Source organism: Pseudofrankia saprophytica (assembly GCF_000235425.2).
GTDB classification, from domain to species: Bacteria; Actinomycetota; Actinomycetes; order Frankiales; family Frankiaceae; genus Pseudofrankia; species Pseudofrankia saprophytica.
In genome coordinates this window covers 940,682-961,814 of the sequence record NZ_KI912266.1, presented here as the reverse complement: position 1 = coordinate 961,814, position 21,133 = coordinate 940,682, and the positions used below count along the sequence as shown (strand labels likewise).

Genomic DNA, 21,133 nt, shown 5'->3' with positions numbered 1-21,133 from the left:
GGCCGCGACGTCAGGAGCGGCTGCCCCTGGCCATCTTGATGGTCTTCTCGAGCTGGTCGCGGTCGACCTCGGCCACCCGGCCGTTGCTGGAGACCGTCGGGATGTGGCCGCCGTTGAGGACCAGGTCGGTGGTGTGCCGCAGGCCCATGTCCTTCTGCTCGACGTCGAGGATCGCCTCCTCGACGCGGTAGAGCTTCTCGACCTGGGCGACCCTCGCCTCGACCTGGGCGGCCACCACGCGCAGGCGGCGCTCGGCCTTGGCGAGGTGACGCTCCAGCCGGCGGTCACGCCAGTTCGGCATGGGGTCGTCGCGCTCGGTCGGGTCGTGCAGGTAGAGCTCGACGACGACGGCCACCAGCGGGATGAGGCCCTGGAACAGGATCAGCGGCAGGCTGACGTCGGAGGCCGAGCCCTCCACCCGCACCAGCACACCGGCGATCATGAGGACCAGGAAGATGAGCGCGGTGAGCCACAGGGCGAGCGGGGACGACTTGGAGTCCACCAGCTGCGGGCGGATGTCCTGGTCGATCACGAGCCGGCCGTTGTCGGCCGCCGACAGGAACTGCCGCTGGGCCCTGGCGAAGATCGAGCCCTTGATGGCGTGCGAGAGGGCGAAGCCGGCGAAGAACACCGCGATGCCGAGCAGACCGCCGAGCCACCAGCCCACGCTGAACTGCGGGGTGTCGTCGAGGGCGGCGTAGGCGCTCGCGAACACGTAGAAGTCCAGCGCCGCGAGCACCAGGAGCACGACGGTGCGCGCGCCCTTCCCCAGGTGCAGTTGGGGAATGCGCTCCTGCACGCCGACGCTGCGCCACAGGCGACCCTGCTCGATCTTGTGGCGCATCAGCTCGGACTGACGCTCGCGTCGCTCCGCCCGAGCGTCGATCTCGGTGCGCAGCTCGGCGATCTCCTCCTCGAGCGACCGAGCGTCGGCCCGGGTCGCTGCCCGGATCTCCTGCACCTCGGCGTCCTCGAGGGTCTTGAGGACCTTGGGACGGGTCTCGGCGCCAGCCAGCGCGATGTCGGCGTCCCCGACCCGGCGAATCAGCTGCTTGGCCAGTTTCCCCGGCTGGTTACCCCTGCGCAGCACCTGGGTCTCGCTTTCCGTATCTCTTCGTGCCTGTGTCGATGTGGTTCTGGGCCGAGACGTCTGTCCTGGCCGGTGTGCGGGGCCGGTGGGGGGCTTCGGCCTGGATGGGAAATACCTGGGTCGGTCGTCGAGTAGCCATGCGAATCAGCCGGGCGTCGTGGCCGTCAGTCGATCGGTCGGGAGTAGCTTCCGGCGAGGAAGCACAGCATCGCGAAGATCGCGCCGATGATCGGGGCGATGACCGTCTCGCTGCCCGAGCCATCGCCGTTCGCGAAGACCGCGATGAAGACCAGGGCTGTCAGGCCCACGAACGCCGCGACCGCGCCGATCATGAAGCGGCGCTGGATGGTGTCTCGTGGCGGGAGCTCGGAAAGCGCGTCGATCGGAGCGATCAGGCCCGCCCGGGCACGGTTGCCGATGCGCCGACGGACGTCACGCAGCCGGAAGGTGTTGCCGGACAGGAAGAAGCCGATCGCCGTCACGAAGATCGAGCCGCTGACGGAGACCCGGATCGACGACGAGGACGGCATCGTGAGCCAGAGGAAGCCGACGACCAGCACCATCGAGAGGCCACAGATGAAGATGACGACGGCAGACCGCATGAGCGCCGGGGCGTAGTGCTGGTCCCGATGTTCGCTGAAGGCGCTGCCCCGGGCCTTTTTCGCACGGGCCATCGTCTGCGTGGACGCGATGAACGACCCGTCCGGATTGGTGGTCGATTCAGTCCCAGGCCTAGGTTGCTGCTCGTAAATGCTCATACCGGTGCCTCCGGTCCATAACCCTCAGTGATGAGGCCTCCGGCGGCGTGCAGGCGGCGTGGCAGCGCGCCTGTTGCTGGCTGGGTGGCCCTGATGCGTGCGTAGCCCGTGGCGGCCGGTTTGGTCCCGCCGACGGCAAGGCCGCGTGGTGTCACCCTGGTGGGTGAAACCACGCGGCTCACGGTGGCCGCCGGGCGGCTAGCTGCAGTCACTGCTCAACCGCCGACACAGTTCGCCTCTCAGGTAGCGCGAAAGATCCTGCTGGGGGGCCGTAAGGTCCCCCTGGCTCGTGCCAATGAACCGGATCTTGGCGTCCTTGACGGCACTGATCTGTGAAGTCGCGAAGCAGCGCTCGACGATGCCCTCGGCCACGCCCACGGTCGCCTGCTTGTTGTCCAGGTTCATGCAGTCGCCCTGCTCGCCGGTGCCCATCAGGTCGCTCCAGACGACCACCGTGACGTCGCCGAGCTTCACGCCGGGGGTGTTGCGCAAGGACTGGATGTCGTCGTTGACGGCGCCAAGCAGGCTGGTGACGCTGCCGGTCGCGCCGACCGGGGTCTCCTGCACGACGTGGCTGAACTCCGTCTGCAGCGCCTCGCCGCCCTTGCCGCGGTCCTTGGCCTGCCGAGTGCTGTTGGCGCGCTTGACGAGGAACGGCTTGTCGCCGGCGAAGCAGGGGAAGGTCTTCATGCCGGTGCCGGTGCCGCCACTGGCGATGACCTTGACGTACTGGCCATTGGCGAGCGCTATGTCGATGTAGGGGCGCATGGCCGTCGCGACCTGCTCGCCGGTGGCGGCGGAGTTGTTGGACAGGTCCAGCAGGACGAGGAGAAGGGGTCTCGTCGCGCCCTTCTTCGTCGTCTTTTCCTGGTAGGCCGAGCAGTCGCCAGCCTTCTTGCCGAGGAGGCTGTTCAGGTCGCAGCCAGCCAGCACGGGCATCAGAACCAGCAGACCGGCGAGGGTCATGGCGAGCCGGCTACGCAGGCGGGTGGCGTTGAGGGTGCTCACTTGAGGACGATCTCCACCTTGCGGCGGGTGGAGTCCGGCACGCCGTCCTGCGCGCCATCCTCACCCTTCGGGACAACCTGAAGGACCGAGCCGTCGATGCCGTCCCCGACGAGGACTGCCTTCACCGCGTCGCCGCGGCGCCTGGACAACTCCAGGTTCGCGTCGGTGGAGCCGAGACCATCGGTGTAACCGACGATCTGGATCTCTCCGGCGTGCTCGCGCAGGGTCGGCACGATCTCGGCGAGGGCCTGGGTCGCCTCCGGCAGCAGCTGGTCGCTGCCGACGTCGAACAGATAGTCCGAGCTCACCGTCGTCACCTGGCTGCCGTCGGACTGCCTGATGAACTTGCCGATCGGCGGCAGCTCGTTGGGGACGATGGTTGGCTTCGCCCGGGTCCCCGTCGCGGCCGGAGTAAAGGCCGTGTCGTCGGCGCTGGTCGAGCAACCGGCAGCCGTGACCACGAGCGCGCCGGCGGCCAGCACGGCCGCGGCGCGTAGACGAACTACCGGGGTGAGTCGCATCGTGGGCGATTCCTCCCCGGTAGTGAGGTTGGCGTGGTACACAGTCAGCCCCTAACTGCGAACGCGGGGCCAAACATAACGGGGCAAGCCGGATCGGCCTGCGGCAGGCCGGCTCGTTGTTCTCCAAGTGGGGCAGAAGCGGGCGTCGTTGTCGAATGGGTCACTCAGGGGTTGAGTGGGGCCAGTGCGACTCTTCGCCATGAAGTACGTTAGCCGGTCCCCCGAAGCGTCCGTCGTGAGGGGCTCACATCCCCGGTGACCTGGTGCGATGCGTTGATCTCGGCGGTACGCCCGCGGCGCCGAGGCAGAGGTGCCAGGCGAGGTGGTCCGGTCTTTGCTCGGGCCTAGCGCGGCCTGGCGGTGACGAAGATCGCGGTGGAGGGGAGGTAGTGGCCGCGGACGGGGCCCCACTGACCCCAGACCTCGCGGTTGTCCTCCGGCCACTCCGGCTCGACGACGTCGAGCAGCGTGAGCCCGGCGGCCACGATCTCGCGGACCCGGTCGCCCATGGTCCGGTGCGTCTCGACGTAGGCCGGCCGGCCGGAGTCGTCACGCTCCAGGTAGGCGCGCCGGTCGAAGTAGCTCTGGATGACCCGCATCCCGGCCTCGTCCGGCTCGTCCGGCAGGCACCAGATCATCGGGTGGTTGGTCGAGAACACCCAGCGCCCGCCGGGCCGCAGCACTCGGGCGACCTCGCGCATGACCGCGCCACTGTCCGCCACGAACGGCACGGCGCCGAACGCCGAGCAGGCGAGGTCGACCGACTCGGAGGCGATGGGCAGCGCGGTCGCGTCCGCCTGGGCCAGCGGCACCGGAATCCCGGTACGCCGGCCGAGCTCGGCGCCGTGGGTGAGCTGACCCAGGGAGATGTCCACGCCGACGACCTGGGCGCCCCGCGCGGCGAGCCAGCGGGCGCACTGTGCCGCCCCGCAGCCGACCTCGAGCACCCGGCGGCCGGCGACGTCGCCGAGCAGGCGGACCTGGGACTCGCGCAGCCCCTCCGGGCACCAGCAGAAGTCGACGTCGCCGAGGAAGTGGCCGTGCTCGCGCTGGTAGGCGCTCGCCTCGTCCTCCCAGTAGCGCCGGCTCGCCGTCCGCGCCGTCGCCTCGTCGACCTCCTCGTAGCGCACCAGCGCCGCGTCGCTCACCGGGCCAGTCTCCCGCGCGGGCGCCGGCCGCCTGCCGGTGGCCGGCGCGCCGCCGGTCCGCGGGCCCCGGGCCAGGGTCGAGGCCGCCAGGACGCCGCCTGCCTGGCCGTCATACCTGGGTGACGGCCGCGCCGATCACGGCGCGCTCGCCGGCGACGCTGACCGGGGTGTAGACGACGCCCGAACCGCCCTCGGGGTCGAGGAACCGGCCCCGTCGGCTCTCACCGACGAACCGGGCCCGGCCCTCCAGCGAGCCGCGGCGCACCTCGTGGCCCGCGGGCCCGAACGGCCCGGTACCAGACAGGCCCGACCCCGTCGCCACCGGCGTCGCGTAGAGCTGGACGACGGCGCCGGGCACCGTCGTCCAGCGCAGCGCGATCCCGGCCAGGGTCGCCCGGCACTCCAGGTCGGTCACGGGGCGGGGGAGGGCCACCGCGGTGACGGTGACCTCGGCGCAGCTCGACGGGTCGAACAGGACGCTGGCGACGGCCGGGGCCACCCAGACGCGGTAGCGGTAGGTCGCGCCGGCCTGGACGTCGTTGTCGAGGTACTGGCCGCCGGACCCGCGGAACCGGCGCATCGCCCCCTGGAAGGACGACGCCTCGTCGAAGATCCGCTCGATGACGACCTCGTTGTGGCCGGGGATCGGGCGCCAGGACAGCGCGACCGAGTCGCCGACGAGGTCGGCGCGCAGCGCCGTCACGCTGGGCACGAGGATGCGGGGCTCGGTGCTGACCGGGACCGACGCGGCCGGCGACGGCTCCTGGCTGGTGCCACCGCCGCCGCCCGAGTGCCCGGTCGCGTCGCGGAAGGTCGCGACGACCTGATGGCGAAACGGCACACCCTTGGGGGCTCCCGCGTCGAACAGCTCGGTGACCCCGGTGGTGCCGAGCCCGCGGGAGCGCCAGCCGCCCGGGGCGGCGGGGTCCGCGATCAGGCGGAACACCCGGTAGACGACGCCGGGCGTGGGCGACGGCGCCCAGCGCAGCGCGATCGCGCCGTCCTCCTCGAGCGCGGTGAGCTCGGCGGGCGGCAGCGGCCGGGTTCCCGTCGGCTGGGGACGGGGGTCACCGCCCGCCCGGCCGGCGGCGGAGGAGCGGGAGGCGACGGAGGCGGCGGCCGCCGCCGGCGACGGGCCCGGCACGCCCCGGTCCGCCGACGGGTGGTCGGTCCCGCCGTGCACCCGGGTGGGCGGGATGTCGACGGTCGCGTCACGGATCCGGCGGGGCGTGGTCGCCGTCGCGTCGACGTCCACATAGCTTGGGTCGACCGCGCGGATCGTGTCGAGGAAGATCTGTCGAGCCGCGGCGGGGCGCATCCGCGTCCTTGGGTTCTTCTCCAGCAGGCCGAGCAGCGCGGCGGTGATCGGTCCCGCGTGCTGGGGCCGTGGCGCCGGGGCGAGCACGATCGCCGCGAGCATCGCGCTGAAGCTTTCCCGCGCGAACGGGGCCTGACCTTCTACCGCGAAGTAAAGAGTGCCGCCAAGGCTGAAAAGGTCAGCTTCCAATGTGGCTGGCTCGTTGTTCAGCCGTTCCGGGGCCATGTAGAGCGGGGTGCCGATAACGCCGGTCACGGTCAGTGTCGGATCACCGTCGGCGGTCGCGATCCCGAAGTCGGTGAGGACGACGCGGCCGTCGTGCGCCATCAGCACGTTCGACGGTTTGACGTCGCGGTGGATGACGCCGAACTCACCGGCGGCCGAGAGCGCGTCGACCATCGCGAGGCCGACGCGGGCGACCTCGGCCGGCGGCAGGGGCCCGTCCTCGCGAACGACGTCGAACAGCGACCGGGACGGCACCAGCTCCATGACGATCCAGGGCAGGCCGTCCTCCAGGACGACGTCGAGGATCGTCACGACGTGCGGGTGGGCGCGCAGCTTCGTCGCGTGCCTGGCCTCGCGCAGCGCGCGCTCGACCCGGTCGGCGCGCTCCTCGTCGGGCACCCCGCCGGCGAACTCGATCTCCTTGAGCGCGACCTCGGCGTCGAGGAGCTGGTCGAAGGCGCGCCAGACGGTCCCCATCGCGCCCGCGCCCAGCGGAGCGAGAAGCCGATAACGTCCCGCCACTACTCGGATTGCGCCTGGACCGGCCGTCACGTCACCCCCCATAACAGCGTTGGGACGTGTACCGCCGCGGCCCGGCGGGCGAGCTTTCCCCGCCCCGCGGGCCCGAACGGGCGTTCCCCGCGGCCATTTCATCATCCCGGACGGCAATCTGGGCAGCCGTCACGGACAGCTTCTCGCGTCTTCCCGGAACAGTCGTCAGCGCCCATCCCAGCTCACGCGGCGCGCCGACCTATGCCTACGTCATGAATCTGACTCGTCACTCAGTGGCGCAACTTTCGTGCGTGACCGAAAGTCCTCGGCCGGCGGCCGGCGGCCGGCGGCCGGCGGCGGGCGTCAGGGCCGGAATGTCTCCGCCCAGAGCGCGACGTCACCGGGCTCGTCGACCGGGCGGTGGCCGGTGAGGCCGTTGACCAGCTCGACCAGCGCGGCCCGGTTGCGCCCCGGGCCGACGAGGACGGCGTCCGGCCGCAGCGCACCGTACGCCTCGCGCAGGCCGGGCAGCGCGAGCGCCTCGGCCGGCGTCAGCGTGCCCGCCTCCACCCGCAGCACGGCGGTGGTCAGCGGGCTCGGATCGCCGTGGAACTGTGCCCCGCCGTTCGGCGCGGGGACGGTGCAGTAGCAGCCCGCGAGCCTGAACCGATAGTCGGCCTCGGCCTGCCAGAGCATCGCGGCCGGGGTGTCCGGCCGCGGGTAGGGCGCTACCAGCACCGTCGAGCCGCGCGGGATCACGTCCACCGCCGCCGTCGTGAAGAACTCGGGCGTCCGCATCTCGCGGGCGTGCAGCGACGCCGGGACGAGCGGGACCAGCGCGGCGGCGGCGAGCACCGCCGCGCCCGCGCGCCGCCGCCACGGCCGGAAGCGAAGCTGCTCCAGCCAGATCGCGAGCGCCAGCCCGGCGAACATCGTCAGGTAGAGCGACAGCCGGGCCGGCAGCGCGCTGCCCAGCAACGGCAACCGCTGGAGGGCGGCCCACGGCAGCGGGACCCGGGTGATCCGGCCGTCGACGTGCAGGTGCCCGCCGAGCGAGAGCAACGCGACCAGCAGGAACAGCGGGATGAGCACCCGGACGAGCGGTTCTCGACGCAGCCGGACGGCGAGCACCACGAGCAGCACCACCAGCGGCGCGCCCAGGTAGCCGCTGACCTCCACGGCGTTGCCAGTGAACCCGAGGCTGTGGTGGAGCGCCTGGTCCGGCGCCAGCCACTGCAGCGGCGTCGGCACGACGATGGTGAACAGGTCGGCGACCGCGACATCATGCGGCTGGATCGCCCCATGGACCCGGTACGGCCCGAAGAACTGCGCCGCCAACGGCCAGGCGAGCAGCGCGGCGGAGACGAGCGCGCACCAGCCCAGCATCCGGGCGAGCTGGCCGGCCTTCGCCAGCGCCGCCGAGCGGTGGTGTGCGGCCAGGATCAGCAGGCCCAGCGCCCCCACCAACGCGGAGGTCGCCAGCAGTTCCTCGCTGATGAGCGCCTGCGCCGCGACGGCGAGACCGAGCAGCAGACCGGTGCGCCGCGCGCCACGGCCGCGCACGAGCAGGTCGTGCAGCAGGGCCAGCAGGATCGGGGGGAACGGCGCGAACGTCAGGTGCAGGTGGCCGAGGGAGGCGCCGACGATGTACGGGCTGAAGCCGTAGATCAGGCCGGCGACGGCCGCCGGCCCGGTTCCCACCCACCGGCGGGCCACGCCGTACATCGCGATGGCCGAGACGGCCGGGGCGAGCGTGAGCAGGGTGTTCAGCGCCGCCACCGGCCCGACCAGCAGCGTCACCGGCGCGACCAGGACGGCGAGCAGCACCACCGGCGTGCTCCACAGGATGTTGACGCCGTCCGGTGCGTTGATCATGTCGCTGACGAACGGGTTCATCCCATGGCCGATGGCATGCGGGACCCAGCCGATGTACCAGCTGAACAACGTCGCGTCCGAGACGCCGTAGCCGCGGCCGCCCGGATCCACCCAGAGCGAGCGCAGCATCAGCGTGGCCAGCGCGCAGTAGCCGACGAACAGGAACGGCCAGCGCGGCAGCCGTCGGGGGTCGCGGCGCCGATGCCCCGACCCGGCCGGCCGGCTGCCCGCTCCGAGCGGCGAGGGACTCACGGGCCTGGGCATCGGCGCGGTGGACGTCGACGTCCGGGCCGACGTCGGTGCCGACGCTGGCGCTATGGCGGTGGCCGAGTCGGCCAGGGGCTGGTCGGCCATGGGCTGGTCGGCCGTGGTCGACGGGACGTGTCCGTCGTGGGCGGCGGCGATCGGACGCTCGTCGGTGGCGGACATATCACCCCCAGGCAGGCCTCGCATGGCCATACGCGCGCCGTCACCCGCGGCGCGTCGCCCGGAACTTTACCGGTAAGGGGGGATTGGTCGCTTTCGGTAACCTAAATTGATCAAGAAGTCCTTAGGCGGCCGCGGTGGAGGTGCCCGGGTGCCACTCCGAGACCAGGGCGCGCCATTCGCGGTAGCGGGCCAGCTGGTAGGCCGTGGCGACGACGCCGACGGGGTCGAGGACGGCCACGGGGTAGCCGAGCTCGGCGCGGTAGCCGCGCTCGCCGACGATGATCCGTCCACCGAGCCGGGCGACGCCGACGACGATCGGCAGCGACGTCCAGCGAGGACGCGGCGCCCCCGCCAGCTCCGTGGGATCGCGCCAGGCATACAGCCCGCAGCCGCACCCCTGGTCCGGGATGCCGCCTGAGCCCGACCCGCCGAACTCGCCCGGGTCGGGCGGCATCCCGGGTTCGCCGTCCTCGCCGTCCTCGCCTTCCCCGCTGTGCGCGCTGTGCCTGGAGTGTTCGCTGCGCTCGGGGCGCTCGGGGCGCTCGGGGCGCTCGGGGCGCTCGGGGCGCTCGGGGCGCTCGGGGCGCTCGCCGGGCGGCCGGTCGTGGGGGCCGCGCAGGCAGTGGGCGCGGGTGAGGCCGTCCGCCCGCCACAGCAGCAGCTCGGGCGGATGGGGCGACCAGGGCGTCCAGGCCGGCCGGAGCAGCCCGGCGCGGTCGACGGCCCACTGCCGCCAGCCCAGCAGGCTCATCGCCCGCTGGCGCCCGTTGTCGCCCCGGCCGGGACGGGCTCGGCGGGTTGGAGCGGTTCGGCCGGTACGGTCAGCGGCTCCTCGTCCGGCCAGGAGATCGGCTCGTCCTCGACGATGCGTTCCGGCTTACCGATGTCACCCATGCTTCCAGGGTCGGTCCCGACCGGTGACCGGTCAATCGCCTTCACCCGTCGATCTTTCGGATCCGCCGAAGCCCCGCGCCACCGCCGCTCCCTCCCGTCCTCCCGCTCCCTCCCGTCCTCCCGCTCCCTCCCGTCCTCCCGCTCCCTCCCGCGCCTCGCCGTCCTCGGCCCGTGCCACCGCCCTGTCGGCCGCATGATCGTGGTTTCCGCCCTCGGATGGTCGCGAACGGGGCTGGATGACAGCCACCGGAGGGCGCAGGTGGCGATCAAGCGGCGGGCGTCGCCCGGGGCACGACTTGATCGCGGTGAGCTTGCCGAAAATTGCGCGAAATATGTGCTTTACGTGGGTCGCTGGTCTGGCGCGGGTCGAACGTGCCGTGCGCGGGCTTCATCTTCTACATCGCAATAGGACTTAAGGTGCCGTAACTGGATAGTCATCCTCGTTTCCACAATGACCTGTCTGTGCTATATGTAGCCGTCGGCCCTGGTTAATGGCGGGCGGAGAAAACTGCGGAGGTCCTGCGTGACGGCGACGTCGAGGCCGGCGGCTCCGGGGGTCACGCGCCCGCGGGCGTGGGTGCCGCCATTAGCCGCGGACGAGGTGGACGCGAACGTCCTCGAACGGTTTCATTTGGTCGCGCGTCAGTGCGCCGACGAGGTAGTGCTGCGGTCACATCGTGGAACTCTCACCTTTGGTGAGATTGACCGCTGGTCCGACGATCTGGCTAACCGGCTACTGGACCGTTCCAAGACGACAACGGACGCTTCCCGCCCGGTCGCGCTGCTTTTCGGGCATGATCCGGCCGCCGTTGTCGCAATGATCGGCATTCTCAAGGCCGGTCGGCCATTCGTGCCGCTGGACGGGCACCTGCCGGCCGAACGGATGGCAAGGATCCTCGAGCTCGCCGGCGCCGATCTGTGCGTGTGCGCGGGCCCTTCCGCCGGTCCCGTCGTCGGCGGCACCGGCGGCCTGGCCGACGAGTCGGACGCGACGCTCGACCTGGCCGGCCTGCTCCCGCCCTGGGTCGAGCCGTTCCCGGTCGGCGAGCGCCCCGGCACCGGCTACGAGCCCCGGCGCGCCAGCACGCTCGACGGCCTCGGCCTCGACGGCCTCGACGGCCTCGACGGCCTCGGCCTCGACCGCCTGGACGGCCCGGACCCGGCGGCCGCCGCCCGCCCGGCGGTCCGCGCCCCCCGCCGGGAGGGCCGCGACCCGGCAATGCTGATCTTCACGTCCGGCTCCACCGGGGTGCCGAAGGGCGTGGTGTGGAACCACAGCACCTTCCTGTTCCACCACCAGGTATTCCAGCACGCCGTCGACTTCGGTCCGGACGACCGTCAGGTGCTGCTGCTCCCGTACAGCTTCATCTCCGGGATGAGCATCATCTTCCGAACCCTGCTGGCCGGGGCGACGCTGTCGATGTACGACCCCAGGGTCCGCGGTCTGCGTGACCTGCCGGCCTGGTTGAGCGAGGAGCGCCCGACGCTCCTCTGTGCCACCCCGTCCCTGCTGCGGGGCGTCGTCGGGGCGTTCTCCCCCGGCGAGGTGCTCGACGGGCTGCGCTACGCCCAGACGGTCGGCGAGGCGCTCTACGCCCGCGACGTCCGGCTGTTGCGCCCGCTTCTGCCGGCCGACGCGCGGATCATCACCACCTACGGCTCCTCGGAGTCCGGCCTCACCACGCTCGGCCTGATCGCGCGCGACGACGAGGTGCCCGACGGCGGCGTCGTCCCGGCCGGTCGGGTGCTGCCGGGCAAGGAGGTCCGGCTCCTGCGGGAGGACCGCTCCCCGGTGGCTCCTCTGGGTACGGAGGCGGGCCCCGGCGAGGCCGGCGAGATCATGATCTACTGCCCGTACCTGTCCGGCGGGTACTGGCGCGACGAGGAGCAGACGGCGACGCGGTTCGGCGTCGACGAGAACGGCGTCGCCTACTACCGGACCGGCGACATGGGTCGGTTCGGCCCCGACGGCCAGCTGCGGATCACCGGGCGCCTCGACGGCATGGTGAAGATCCGTGGCTACCTGGTCGAGCCGATCGAGGTCGAATCGACGCTGCTGGCCGCGCGCGAGGTCGCCGACGCCGTCGTGGTGGCGGACAAGAATGCCGACCCGCCCCGGCTGGTCGCCTACGTGGTGCCGTCACCGGACAGCCTCCCGTCCGCGGCGGCGATCCGCCGGCTGCTGCGCTCCCGGCTGCCCTCGTACATGGTGCCGGCGACGATCGTGACGCTCTCTGTGCTGCCGCGCACGGAGCGCGGCAAGGTCGACCGGATGGCGTTGCCGCCCGCGCCGCCCGCCCTGGCCGGCGACCCGCCGCGCAACGACTGGGAGGAGGCCGTCGCGAGCATCTGGGCGCGGGTCCTCAACCTGGACACCGTCGGCATCCACGACGACTTCACCGAGCTCGGCGGCGACTCCCTGGCCGCGCAGGACGTCGCCGCCCGGCTGGCGAGCGAGCTGGGCGTGCGGCTGCCCACCTCGGCGCTGGCGCAGGCACCGACGGTCGCCGAGCTCACCGCGTTCGTCTCGCGTTCGTCCGCCGACGCCGACACGCTGCGCCACCCCGACGTGATGCCGCTGCGCACCGGGGGCGCCGGGACGCCGCTGTTCTGCTTCGCCGGCGCGGGCGGGCTCGCGATCGCGATGCTCTCGCTCGCGGCGAACTTCAGCGGCGAGCGCCCGGTCTACGGGCTGCAGGCGCACGGGCTCGAGCGGCGCGGCGTCCCCGACTGGTCGGTCAGGGCGATCGCGCGCCGGCACGCCCGCCACATCCGGCTGCTGCAACCCGCCGGCCCCTACCTGCTGCTCGGGCACTCCTTCGGCGGCCTGGTCGCCTTCGAGGCGGCGCACCAACTGCGCGCGGCCGGGGAGGAGGTCGCGCTGCTGACCATCGTCGACAGCGCCCCGCCCGGCCGGATGCGCCTGTCCAGGGGCGGGGCGCTCGTGCCGTCGAAGCGGCACACGCCCGGCGCCGGCGAGTGGGCCGGGCCGGTCTTCGACGGCAGCCCCTCGCACCAGCCGCGCGAGGGTACGCGCGGCCCGGCGGACGCGCTGCGGGTCGTCGCCGACCGGGCCGGCCAGTTCGCCCGGCTTCCGCTGACGGGTGTCGTCCGCTTCCCCGGGATGCGCCAGTACGACGTCTTCTTCAACCAGGGCCGCATCCTCACGATGACCTACCGGCCGCGGCCGTGGACCGGCCGCGCGCTGCTGTGGCAGGCCTCGAACGAGGTGATCGACGGCGGCCTGCGCCCGGTGGAAGGGCTGTGGGCGCCGCTGCTCACCGGGCAGGACGCGGTCGCGCGCACGGTCCTGGGCAACCACGACAACGTGCTGCGCGAGCCGCTCATCGGCCAGCTCGCCGACGACATCCGCGAGCGGCTCGCTCAGATCGACGGCGTCAGCTAGGGCGGTCGGCTCGAGGTCGCCGGCTCGACCCCGCCTTCCGCGACCTCGCCCTTCCGCGACCTCGCCCTTCCGCGACCTCGCCCTTCCGCGACCTCGCCCTGTCGCGACCCCTACCTCGACCTCGTGCCTCGACCCGCCGGATCTCTTCGCTGACCAGGTCGGAGGGCACCGGTTCGGCGTGCCCCGCCGGCCAGACGCGACATCATCATCAAGTGCTTTATATCAAGTGCTTGCGAACGGCGAGGTCGCGCCGGTAGCGTCCGATCCACGCTTTCCGGCCGGCCGACACCGGACCGAGCCGCCTGCCGCCGGTCCGCCGGCCGCGCAACTCGCATGCAGAAGGTGGTGATCGCGATGGTCGCAAGACGGTACCGGGTCGCGCAGTGGGCCACGGGACATTCGGGCGTCAAGGCGTTACGAGGCGTCATCGAGCACCCGCTGTACGACCTCGTCGGCGTCTACGTGTACTCCGACGAGAAGGCTGGTCGCGACGCCGGCGACATCGCCGGCGTGGCGCCGACCGGAGTCATTGCCACACAGAGCATCGAGGACATCATCGCGGCCCGGCCGGACTGCGTCCTTTACATGCCTCTGTCGGACGGCTCCAAGATCGAGGAAATCGCCCAGCTACTGGGGTCGGGCGCGAACGTCATCACCATCGTCACCGACGAGTACGCCTACCGGCACCCCGCCAGCCTGGGCCCGGCCGACCGGAAGCTGCTCGAGGAGGCGTGCGAACGCGGCCAGTCGTCGCTCTACGCGACGGGACCGAGCCCGGGTTTCATCACCGAGCAGCTGCCGCTGGCGTTCCTGGCGATGATGCGCCGCCTGGACTCGCTCACCATCTACGAGTTCGCGGACATGAGGACTCGCAACTCGCCCGAGATGATCGACATGATGTTCGGCGGCGATCCGGCGGCCATGGATCTGCAGGCCACGGCGGACACTCTCCGGGACGATTTCGGCAAGCCGTTCCTCCAGTTGGCGGAGGCCGTCGGGCTTTCCATCGACGACTTCACCGCGACCGGTTCGGTGGCCGTCGCCACACACGACGAGCAGGTCGCCGTGACCACCATCAAAGCCGGCACGGTGGCCGCGTGGCACTTCGAGATCACCGGTCGGCGCGCCGGCAGGCCGCTCATGACGTTCCACCCCATCTGGTATGTCTCGCCGGACCTCGACCCACCGCTGCCGGTGCGTGACTCCGGCTGGAGGGTCGTCATCGAGGGCGACCCGCCGTTCGAGGTCGACATTCATTTCGCCCAGGGCGACGCGTACGGCCCCGTCCAGCCCGGCTACAACGCCTACATTCTCGTGAACGCAATTCCGAACATCGTCGAGGCCCCGCCGGGCATCCGGACCACGGTGGAGCTCCCGCCGATCATTCCGACGTTCGCCGTCGCCACGGCGGAGTCCTGATGCCGTCGACCGGGCGGGCCGGCGGGTGGAACGAGTGGAGCGGACGGGCGGCAATCCGATGATCTCCGTCGAACGGTACGGCCCGTGGGCGCTCGTCACGGGCGGATCGGAGGGTCTGGGCGCCTCCTTCGCCCGCCAGCTGGGGGCGGCGGGACTCAACCTGATCCTGCTGGCCCGGCGGGAAGGACCGCTGGAGCGGACCGCCGCCGAGATCCGCGCCGAGTGCGGCGTCGAGGTACGCACGCTCTCCGTGGACATCTCCGCGCCGGACCTGCTCGACCACATCCGGAAGGTCTCCGACGACGTGGCCGTCGGGCTGCTGGTCAGCAACATCGGCGGCTATTTCGGCAGCGGCCCCTTCCTGGGGCTGGACGCTGACGACGTCCGCCGGAACGTGCGGTCCAGCCCGCTGGCGCACGCGACGCTGGCTCATCACTTCGGGGCGCGCATGCTGCCGCGCGGGCGCGGCGGGATCATCCTTGTCGGCTCCCTCGCCGGCAGCGCGGGCGGCCCGGCCCGGGCCATGTACAGCGCCGGCAAGGCGTTCACCCAGATCCTCGCCGAGGGCCTCTGGACCGAGGCGGGACCCGACGGGCTCGACGTCGCGTACCTCGTGGTCGGCTCGACGGACACGCCCGCCCGGGCCCTCGCGGCCGGGCCTGTCACCGAGGGCCAGGTCGTCGACGACCCGGACGACATCGCGACCTTCGCGCTGGCCAACATCACGGACGGCCCCGTCCTCGTCCCGCCCCGGCTCCTGCCGGCGTTCACCGAGCTTGCCGCGATGCCCCGCCGGCAGGCCGCCGAGACGATGCGCGCGATGTTCGGCGGACAGCGCGCCAACTGACGGCGCGCCGACCGAGAGCGCATCTCCGTTGATGCGCGCCAACGGAGATGCGCATCGACGGAGAGCGTTTTGGCCCGGGGCCGCAAGTGCTGGCTCCGGGCCCCACCCACCCGACCAGGCCCGCCGTTTCACGACCTCGGGCCTCACCTAGCATGTGGCGACGCTGAGCAGCGCACACTGAGGGCCGAGAGCGCCGTGACCGAACGTCATCCGCGGCGCTTCGCCCGCCTACAGGCCGGACGGTGAAGATGATCGTCGTGGACGGTGAGGAACACATCACCTGGCTGCTCAAGCGGGCATTCCACCACTGGCGCCGAACGCTGAACGACGCGGTGAGCGTCGAGAACGTCACGTCGGAGCAGATCGGTGTCATGCGACATCTGAGCGGCACCCCGGGGCTGTCCGGCGCCGAGCTCGCCCGCCGCAACTTCATCACTCCGCAGGCGGCGCAGCTGTCCCTGGCGACCCTGGAACGGCGCGGCCTGATCGAACGTCGCCCCGACGCGAAGGGCGGGCGCTCGCTGGGGGCCTATCTCACTCCCGAAGGCGTCCGCGTCGCGGACGAGGCTGTGGCGCACGCCCACCAGGTGGAGGAGGACCTGCTGTCGGTGTTCGACGCCGCCGAGAAGGAGGCGTTCCGGGAGTTCCTCATCCGGCTGACCAGCCGCGCCCGACCGATCGCCGAACGCGACGGCGAGCCGTAACAGGCGACGGGGTCCCTCCCGGATCGGCGGACGGGGTTCCTGCCGGATCGGCGGAGCCGATCTGGAAGGTCGTGATCTGGGAGGTCGGCGATCAGGGAAGCCTGCGATCTGCCCGGTCGTTGACACCTGGCGACTGTGCCGAGCGGTGTCGACGCGACGATCTGGCAGATCGGTGGGGGAGCGTATGAAGGTCCGGATCGGGGTTGGGTTCGGCGGGGTTCCAGGCGATGAGCTGTCCAGCTTGGTCAAGCAGATCGCTCAGTTGGGTATCGACTCGCTGTGGCTGTCCGAGCAGCTCTCGTCGCCCACCGTCGACCCGATGATGGGGATGGCCTGGGCGCTGGCGCGCACGAACCGGCTCAAGGTCGGCACCGGCGTGGCCGTGCTGCCGGGCCGCAACCCCGCGCTGTTCGCCAAGCAGGTCGCGTCGCTGGCCGCGCTCGCGCCGGGCCGGGTGCTGCCGGTCGTCGGGCTGGGGCCGGCGCGTGCCTCCGAGCGCAGCGCGTTCCCGGTGCCGCCGGGCCGCCGCGGCGATGTCTTCGACGAGGCGCTGACGGTGGTGCGCCGGCTGCTCGTCGAGGAGTCCGTCACCCACCACGGCGAGTTCTTCCACCTGGACGCCATCGGGATCGGCGAGCTGCCGGCCCGCCCGCTCGACCTGTGGCTCGGGGGCGCAGCCCCGGCGGCGCTGCGCCGGATCGGCCGGCTCGGTGACGGCTGGCTCGCGAGCCTCGTCACCCCGGCCGACGCGGCGGCCGGCATCGAGGTCATCAACGCGACGGCGGCCGAGGCGGGCCGTGAGATCGATCAGGAGCATTTCGGCCTGAGCCTGCGGGTCGCCTTCGACGAGGTCCCGCCGGCGCAGCTGGCCGGCATCCGGGCCCGGCGGCCGGACGTCGACCCGGGCGTGTTCATCCCGGTCGGCTGGGACGCCGCCCGCGCGTCGATCGCCGACTACGTGGCCGCCGGCGTCAGCAAGTTCGTGATCTACCCCGCGCTCCCGGCCGAGAGCCTGCCCGGCTTCCTCGACGACTTCGCCCGCGAGCTCATGCCGCTCCAGACCTGACCACCGCGGCCCTTCCGCCCTGCGAGCGGTTCGTCTTTCTGCCTTGAGTTTTCCGCGGGGTCCCCGCCGATTGGCTGCCGAGTGCGAAGGGCTGGCCGTACAGGTGGGCTGTGGCTCCGGCATAGCGAATCGGTGGGGGAGGCCCTAGATATCCCACGGTTCTAACTGTCAAGCGGCGATCTTCTGGTCGGTCTGGCTGGGCCAGGCGGTGGCTTCGTCGTAAGGGGTGTGGTGGCGTAGGCAGCCGTGGAGGATGCCGACGAGCCGGTTCGACAGTGCGCGTAGGGCCTGGTGGTGGGTGGCGCCGCGGGCGCGGTGGGCGTCGTAGTAGGCCCTCGCTCCTGGAGAGACGCCCAGCGCGGCGAAGGCCTGCAGGTAGAGGGCGTCGCGTAGTCGTTTGTTGACCGCGACGCGGGCGAGCACGATCCGCCGGGTGCCGGAGGCGCGGGTGATCGGGGCGGTGCCGGCGTAGTTCTTGCGGGCCCTGGCGTCGGTGTAGCGATCGGGGTCGTCTCCGAACTCGGCGAGCACCCGGGCGGCGAGGACCGCTCCCAGCCCTGGCTGGGAGAGCAGGATCCTCGCGTCCGGGTGCTGGTCAAAACACTGGGCCAGCTCGCTTTCGACCTGCTCGATCTGGGTGGTGAGGGTGGCCAGGACGGCGACCAGCGCGGTCACGGTGTGGCCGTAGGCGTCGGCGACCAGCGGCGCCGCCGCCAGCTGGTCGGTGCGCAGGGCGTCGCGGATCTGTCCGGCACGTCTGTCGAGGTAGCGCTGGCGGCCGGCGCGGCGTAGCGCGGAGACGATCCGCGCCGTCGACAGTCCCCGGCCTCGGGTCGGGGTGGGGGCGATCTCCAGGACGGCCAGGGCGTCACGGCCGGACAGCTCACCGCCGAACGCCACCAGCGCGGCCGGGTAGAACTCCCGCAGCGTCGAGCGCAGCAGGTTCGCCTGCCGTTGGCGCGACCAGATCAGGTTCTGGTGCGTGCGGGCCAGGACCTTGACCGCCTCGGCGAGCTCGCTGTCCCCGGCGATGGGCCGGTGGTTGGCCCGGTCGGTGCGGACCAGGTCCGCGAGCACCTTCGCGTCGCCGGCGTCGCTTTTCGCCCCCGAGGTGACGTGCCGTTCCCGGTACCGGGCCGCGGACAGCGGATTGATCGCATAGACCTGGTAGCCGGCCGCGGCCAGCGCGCCGACCCACGGCCCACGGTCGGTCTCGATCCCGACCACCACCGCCGCAGGCTCGTCCCCATCGCCCAGATGGTCGGCGATCAGGCCGTGCAGCTCGGCGATCCCGGCCACGCCCTCCGGCAGCCGACGGCGCACGAGCCGCCGGCCGGTCTCGTCCTGGATCTCGATGTCGTGATGGGCCTCGGCCCAGTCATCCCCGACGAACAGCAACCCCGGTTCCCTTCCCAGCTGTCGATCATTCAACAGAGCCTTCGGGAAGGATCGCGCACACCCTAATGGATCAGTGCTCGACGGCACGACATCCCACCGGTCGTCTCACCCTCCCAGCGAACCAGCGGCGACACGATCTAGGACTAGACCTCGATCATCAGGCCTGGCGAAACGAGTGCTCGACCGCTGGCGGCTCGGACACCAATCCATCACGGATAGAACCGGTGCAGCCCCATTAGGTGATGGAGAAGCCGCCGTCGACGGTGAGGACCTGGCCGGTGACGAAGCCGCCGGCGTCGCTGGCGAGGAAGAGCAGCGCCGCGGCCAGCTCCTCGGGGTCGCCGATGCGGCCCAGCAGCCGGCGGGGCGTATGGGCCTCCAGATAACCGGGGGAGTACTGGCCGGTCATCTCGGTGGCGAAGAAGCCGGGGGCGAGCGCGTTCACCCGGATGCCCTTGCGGGTGCCCCACTGCTGCGCCAGGTCCCTGGTCAGGCCGAACAGGCCCGCCTTGCTGGCTGAGTACGCCGCCTGGGGCAGGCCCGCGGTCGTGATGCCGAGGACGCTGGAGATGTTGACGATGCTGCTGCCCGGCTTCATGACCCGGCCGCAGGCCTGCGCCATCCAGTAGCAGCCGTTCAGGTTGAGGTCGACGACGGAGCGGAACTGCTCGGGGGTCTCCCGGGTGGCCGGCACGGCGGTGCCGATGCCCGCGTTGTTCACCAGGATGTCCACCCGGCCGAACTCGGCCATCGCCGCGGCGACCAGCGCCTGGCAGTCGGCCGGCTCGGTGACGTCGGTCCGCACCGCGACGGCCCGCTGGCCGGCCGCCTCCACCAGCGCCTTGGTCTCCTTGAGCCGGTCCTCCCGGCGAGCCCCGAGGGCGACGTCGGCGCCTGCTTCGGCGAGCGCCTTAGCGAACGCGACGCCGAGCCCGGCGGACGCTCCGGTGACGATGGCGACCCGTCCATCGAGCCGAAAGCGGTCAAGCACGGACATGCTTCCCCACCGATCTTCTAGGACTGAGCCTTCCGCGATTCTGCCCGTTCCGGTCAGCGGAGGATGCCGGTGTGGCCGAGGGAGTAGCGGCCGGGCTGGGGCCAGACCGACAGGCCGTGCGGGCCGGCGCCGACCGGGATGCGGGCCAGCAGCTCGCCGTTCTTGGTGGAGATCGCGTAGACCTCGCGGTTGTAGCGGCCGGAGAGCCACAGGACGTCGCCGTTGACCGAGACACCGCCCATGTCCGGGCTGCCGCCCGGGATCCGCCAGCGGTCGACGATCTTCCTGGTGGCGAAGTCGATCAGCGAGATCGTTCCTTCTCCGCGGTTGGAGACGTACAGCACCTTGGCGTCGCGGCTCGGGTAGAGGCCGTGGGCACCTTTTCCGGTAGGCATGAACTCGATCTGGCGGAAGTCCTCGCCATCAATCAGATGGACGCCGTTCTGGTCCATGTCGGCGACGTAGAAGACCTCGCCCTGGGGGTCGAGCTTGATGTCCTGCGGCATCCCGCCGACCGTGAGGTAGCCGAGCACCCGCTGGTTCTTCCAGTCGACCTTGACGAGTTTCCCGGAGAACTCGCACGTGGCGATCAGGTAGCTTTCGTCGGCCGAGTAGTCGATGTGATCGACGCCGGGACAGGTCACCGACAGCTGGCGGTGGAGCTTCCAGGTGTGCGCGTCGTAGAAGTCCAGCCGCTGCTGAGCCTCGGCGACGACGATCGCGTATGCCCCGTCCGGGGTGAAGTACATGTTGTACGGGTCGGCGACGGGAATGTTCGGGCCCTCGACCCGGCCGGTGACCGGGTCGATCGGTGTGAGGCTGTTACCGATGTTGTTCGTGGCATACAGCGTCGACAGGTCCCAGGCCGGCACGACGTGCTGTGGCTTGGCGCCGGTGGTGAACTCGTCGATGACCTTGAAGGTCTTCGGGTCGATGACCGTCACCGTGTCGCCGTCGCTGTTCGGCACGTAGACGAGCGAGCGCTGGCCGGTGACCTCCGGGCTCAGGTCGCCCGGGCCGGTGTGGGCGTAGATGCCGCGCCCGCCAGCCCCCGCGGGCGGCACGCCCGCCGAGGTGCCCGCCGAGGTGCCCGCCGGGGGCGTCGTCGTGCCGGCTGGCATGGTCATGGTGCCCATGCCGGCGGCGTCGGCGGTGTGGGCGTCCGCGCCGGCGCCGGGCACGCCGTCGTCCGAGCAGCCGGTCGTCACGGCGGCGACGAACGCCGCGGTGACGATCGCCGCTCGGAGGTCGACCCGCGCGCGCCGGGCGGGGCACGCGCGCCTCACGAACCTGAATCGGAATACATCTTCCGCATACCGCTGGCGACGCACAGTCGGTCAGCTTTGCCGTCTCTGGGCTCGCTGTCATGCATCCGCGCCGTGTCCCGCGGACGTCGTCCGCGTGCCCGGCCGCCGTCCGCCGCGCGGCGCGGCCGCCGATCGTCGCGCGCCTGGGCCCCGACCGCCGCGCGGCCAGGTGAATACGCCCCGTGACCGCCCCGGCGACCGGCGTCACGTCGCGAAAAGAACGGCCGCTGT

At 71.7% G+C, this 21,133-nt stretch carries 17 protein-coding genes; 5 read left to right on the top strand and 12 right to left on the bottom strand.

Features of this window, described 5'->3' with window-relative positions:
- Positions 1-10 precede the first annotated feature (10 nt).
- The 9 genes from FRCN3DRAFT_RS0204180 to FRCN3DRAFT_RS53860 form a co-directional block, all read right to left on the bottom strand.
- Positions 11-1,090, bottom strand: a complete 1,080-nt coding sequence (locus tag FRCN3DRAFT_RS0204180) for a hypothetical protein (RefSeq protein WP_007508557.1) — start codon at positions 1,088-1,090, stop codon at positions 11-13.
- A gap of 164 nt (positions 1,091-1,254) precedes the next feature.
- Complete coding sequence (locus FRCN3DRAFT_RS0204175; RefSeq protein ID WP_007508559.1) at positions 1,255-1,848, bottom strand: hypothetical protein; 594 nt, start codon at positions 1,846-1,848, stop codon at positions 1,255-1,257.
- 198 nt (positions 1,849-2,046) lie between these two features.
- The gene (locus FRCN3DRAFT_RS0204170; protein ID WP_007508561.1) at positions 2,047-2,856 is read right to left on the bottom strand and encodes a hypothetical protein; all 810 of its coding nucleotides are present in this window, start codon (positions 2,854-2,856) and stop codon (positions 2,047-2,049) included.
- Complete coding sequence (locus FRCN3DRAFT_RS0204165; protein ID WP_007508563.1) at positions 2,853-3,377, bottom strand: OmpA family protein; 525 nt, start codon at positions 3,375-3,377, stop codon at positions 2,853-2,855. The genes FRCN3DRAFT_RS0204170 and FRCN3DRAFT_RS0204165 overlap by 4 nt, the downstream gene beginning before the upstream one ends.
- A gap of 344 nt (positions 3,378-3,721) precedes the next feature.
- Positions 3,722-4,525, bottom strand: a complete 804-nt coding sequence (locus tag FRCN3DRAFT_RS0204160; RefSeq protein ID WP_007508564.1) for a class I SAM-dependent methyltransferase — start codon at positions 4,523-4,525, stop codon at positions 3,722-3,724.
- 109 nt (positions 4,526-4,634) lie between these two features.
- On the bottom strand, positions 4,635-6,632 hold the full coding sequence (locus FRCN3DRAFT_RS0204155) for a serine/threonine-protein kinase (protein ID WP_051466127.1): 1,998 nt from the start codon (positions 6,630-6,632) through the stop codon (positions 4,635-4,637).
- Positions 6,633-6,923: 291 nt separating this feature from the next.
- Complete coding sequence (locus FRCN3DRAFT_RS0204150; protein WP_232793916.1) at positions 6,924-8,687, bottom strand: hypothetical protein; 1,764 nt, start codon at positions 8,685-8,687, stop codon at positions 6,924-6,926.
- Between the two features lie 298 nt (positions 8,688-8,985).
- Positions 8,986-9,615 (bottom strand): hypothetical protein, encoded by a 630-nt coding sequence (locus tag FRCN3DRAFT_RS0204145; RefSeq protein WP_007508570.1) that lies wholly within the window; start codon positions 9,613-9,615, stop codon positions 8,986-8,988.
- The gene (locus FRCN3DRAFT_RS53860; protein ID WP_198535936.1) at positions 9,612-9,758 is read right to left on the bottom strand and encodes a hypothetical protein; all 147 of its coding nucleotides are present in this window, start codon (positions 9,756-9,758) and stop codon (positions 9,612-9,614) included. The genes FRCN3DRAFT_RS0204145 and FRCN3DRAFT_RS53860 overlap by 4 nt, the downstream gene beginning before the upstream one ends.
- 523 nt (positions 9,759-10,281) lie before the next feature.
- Here FRCN3DRAFT_RS53860 and FRCN3DRAFT_RS42565 point away from each other — a divergent pair.
- The 5 genes from FRCN3DRAFT_RS42565 (at position 10,282) to FRCN3DRAFT_RS0204115 (ending at position 17,200) form a co-directional block, all read left to right on the top strand.
- Complete coding sequence (locus tag FRCN3DRAFT_RS42565; protein ID WP_007508575.1) at positions 10,282-13,164, top strand: non-ribosomal peptide synthetase; 2,883 nt, start codon at positions 10,282-10,284, stop codon at positions 13,162-13,164.
- Positions 13,165-13,518: 354 nt separating this feature from the next.
- Complete coding sequence (locus FRCN3DRAFT_RS0204130; RefSeq protein WP_035926193.1) at positions 13,519-14,583, top strand: NAD(P)H-dependent amine dehydrogenase family protein; 1,065 nt, start codon at positions 13,519-13,521, stop codon at positions 14,581-14,583.
- Positions 14,584-14,617: 34 nt separating this feature from the next.
- Entirely contained in the window at positions 14,618-15,430 is an 813-nt protein-coding gene (locus FRCN3DRAFT_RS0204125) for an SDR family NAD(P)-dependent oxidoreductase (RefSeq protein ID WP_051466126.1), read from the top strand.
- 248 nt (positions 15,431-15,678) lie between these two features.
- The gene (locus FRCN3DRAFT_RS0204120; RefSeq protein ID WP_007508580.1) at positions 15,679-16,134 is read left to right on the top strand and encodes a MarR family winged helix-turn-helix transcriptional regulator; all 456 of its coding nucleotides are present in this window, start codon (positions 15,679-15,681) and stop codon (positions 16,132-16,134) included.
- A gap of 184 nt (positions 16,135-16,318) precedes the next feature.
- Positions 16,319-17,200: a TIGR03854 family LLM class F420-dependent oxidoreductase gene (locus FRCN3DRAFT_RS0204115; protein ID WP_007508582.1), complete on the top strand. Its 882-nt coding sequence runs from the start codon at positions 16,319-16,321 to the stop codon at positions 17,198-17,200.
- A gap of 168 nt (positions 17,201-17,368) precedes the next feature.
- Here FRCN3DRAFT_RS0204115 and FRCN3DRAFT_RS0204110 read toward each other — a convergent pair whose 3' ends face one another.
- The 3 genes from FRCN3DRAFT_RS0204110 to FRCN3DRAFT_RS0204100 all read right to left on the bottom strand — a co-directional run bounded on the left by FRCN3DRAFT_RS0204110 (position 17,369) and on the right by FRCN3DRAFT_RS0204100 (position 20,881).
- Positions 17,369-18,598 carry an IS110 family RNA-guided transposase gene (locus tag FRCN3DRAFT_RS0204110; protein WP_027140234.1) on the bottom strand — a complete coding sequence of 410 codons (1,230 nt, stop codon included), beginning with the start codon at positions 18,596-18,598 and terminating at the stop codon, positions 17,369-17,371.
- Between the two features lie 235 nt (positions 18,599-18,833).
- Entirely contained in the window at positions 18,834-19,595 is a 762-nt protein-coding gene (locus FRCN3DRAFT_RS0204105; RefSeq protein ID WP_007508584.1) for an SDR family NAD(P)-dependent oxidoreductase, read from the bottom strand.
- Between the two features lie 53 nt (positions 19,596-19,648).
- Positions 19,649-20,881, bottom strand: coding sequence for a YncE family protein (locus tag FRCN3DRAFT_RS0204100; RefSeq protein ID WP_007508586.1), 1,233 nt, complete (start codon positions 20,879-20,881; stop codon positions 19,649-19,651).
- Between the last annotated feature and the right edge of the window lie 252 nt (positions 20,882-21,133).

What these genes read in the sequence shown, in the direction of transcription:
- FRCN3DRAFT_RS0204130 (WP_035926193.1), top strand. Translation starts at nt 13,519, where the DNA reads ATGGTCGCAAGACGGTACCGGGTCGCGCAGTGGGCCACGGGACATTCG.
- FRCN3DRAFT_RS0204115 (WP_007508582.1), top strand. Translation starts at nt 16,319, where the DNA reads ATGAAGGTCCGGATCGGGGTTGGGTTCGGCGGGGTTCCAGGCGATGAG.
- FRCN3DRAFT_RS0204175 (WP_007508559.1), bottom strand. Translation starts at nt 1,848, where the DNA reads ATGAGCATTTACGAGCAGCAACCTAGGCCTGGGACTGAATCGACCACC.
- FRCN3DRAFT_RS0204155 (WP_051466127.1), bottom strand. Translation starts at nt 6,632, where the DNA reads ATGGGGGGTGACGTGACGGCCGGTCCAGGCGCAATCCGAGTAGTGGCG.
- FRCN3DRAFT_RS0204105 (WP_007508584.1), bottom strand. Translation starts at nt 19,595, where the DNA reads ATGTCCGTGCTTGACCGCTTTCGGCTCGATGGACGGGTCGCCATCGTC.
- FRCN3DRAFT_RS0204120 (WP_007508580.1), top strand. Translation starts at nt 15,679, where the DNA reads ATGATCGTCGTGGACGGTGAGGAACACATCACCTGGCTGCTCAAGCGG.
- FRCN3DRAFT_RS53860 (WP_198535936.1), bottom strand. Translation starts at nt 9,758, where the DNA reads ATGGGTGACATCGGTAAGCCGGAACGCATCGTCGAGGACGAGCCGATC.
- FRCN3DRAFT_RS0204165 (WP_007508563.1), bottom strand. Translation starts at nt 3,377, where the DNA reads ATGCGACTCACCCCGGTAGTTCGTCTACGCGCCGCGGCCGTGCTGGCC.
- FRCN3DRAFT_RS0204145 (WP_007508570.1), bottom strand. Translation starts at nt 9,615, where the DNA reads ATGAGCCTGCTGGGCTGGCGGCAGTGGGCCGTCGACCGCGCCGGGCTG.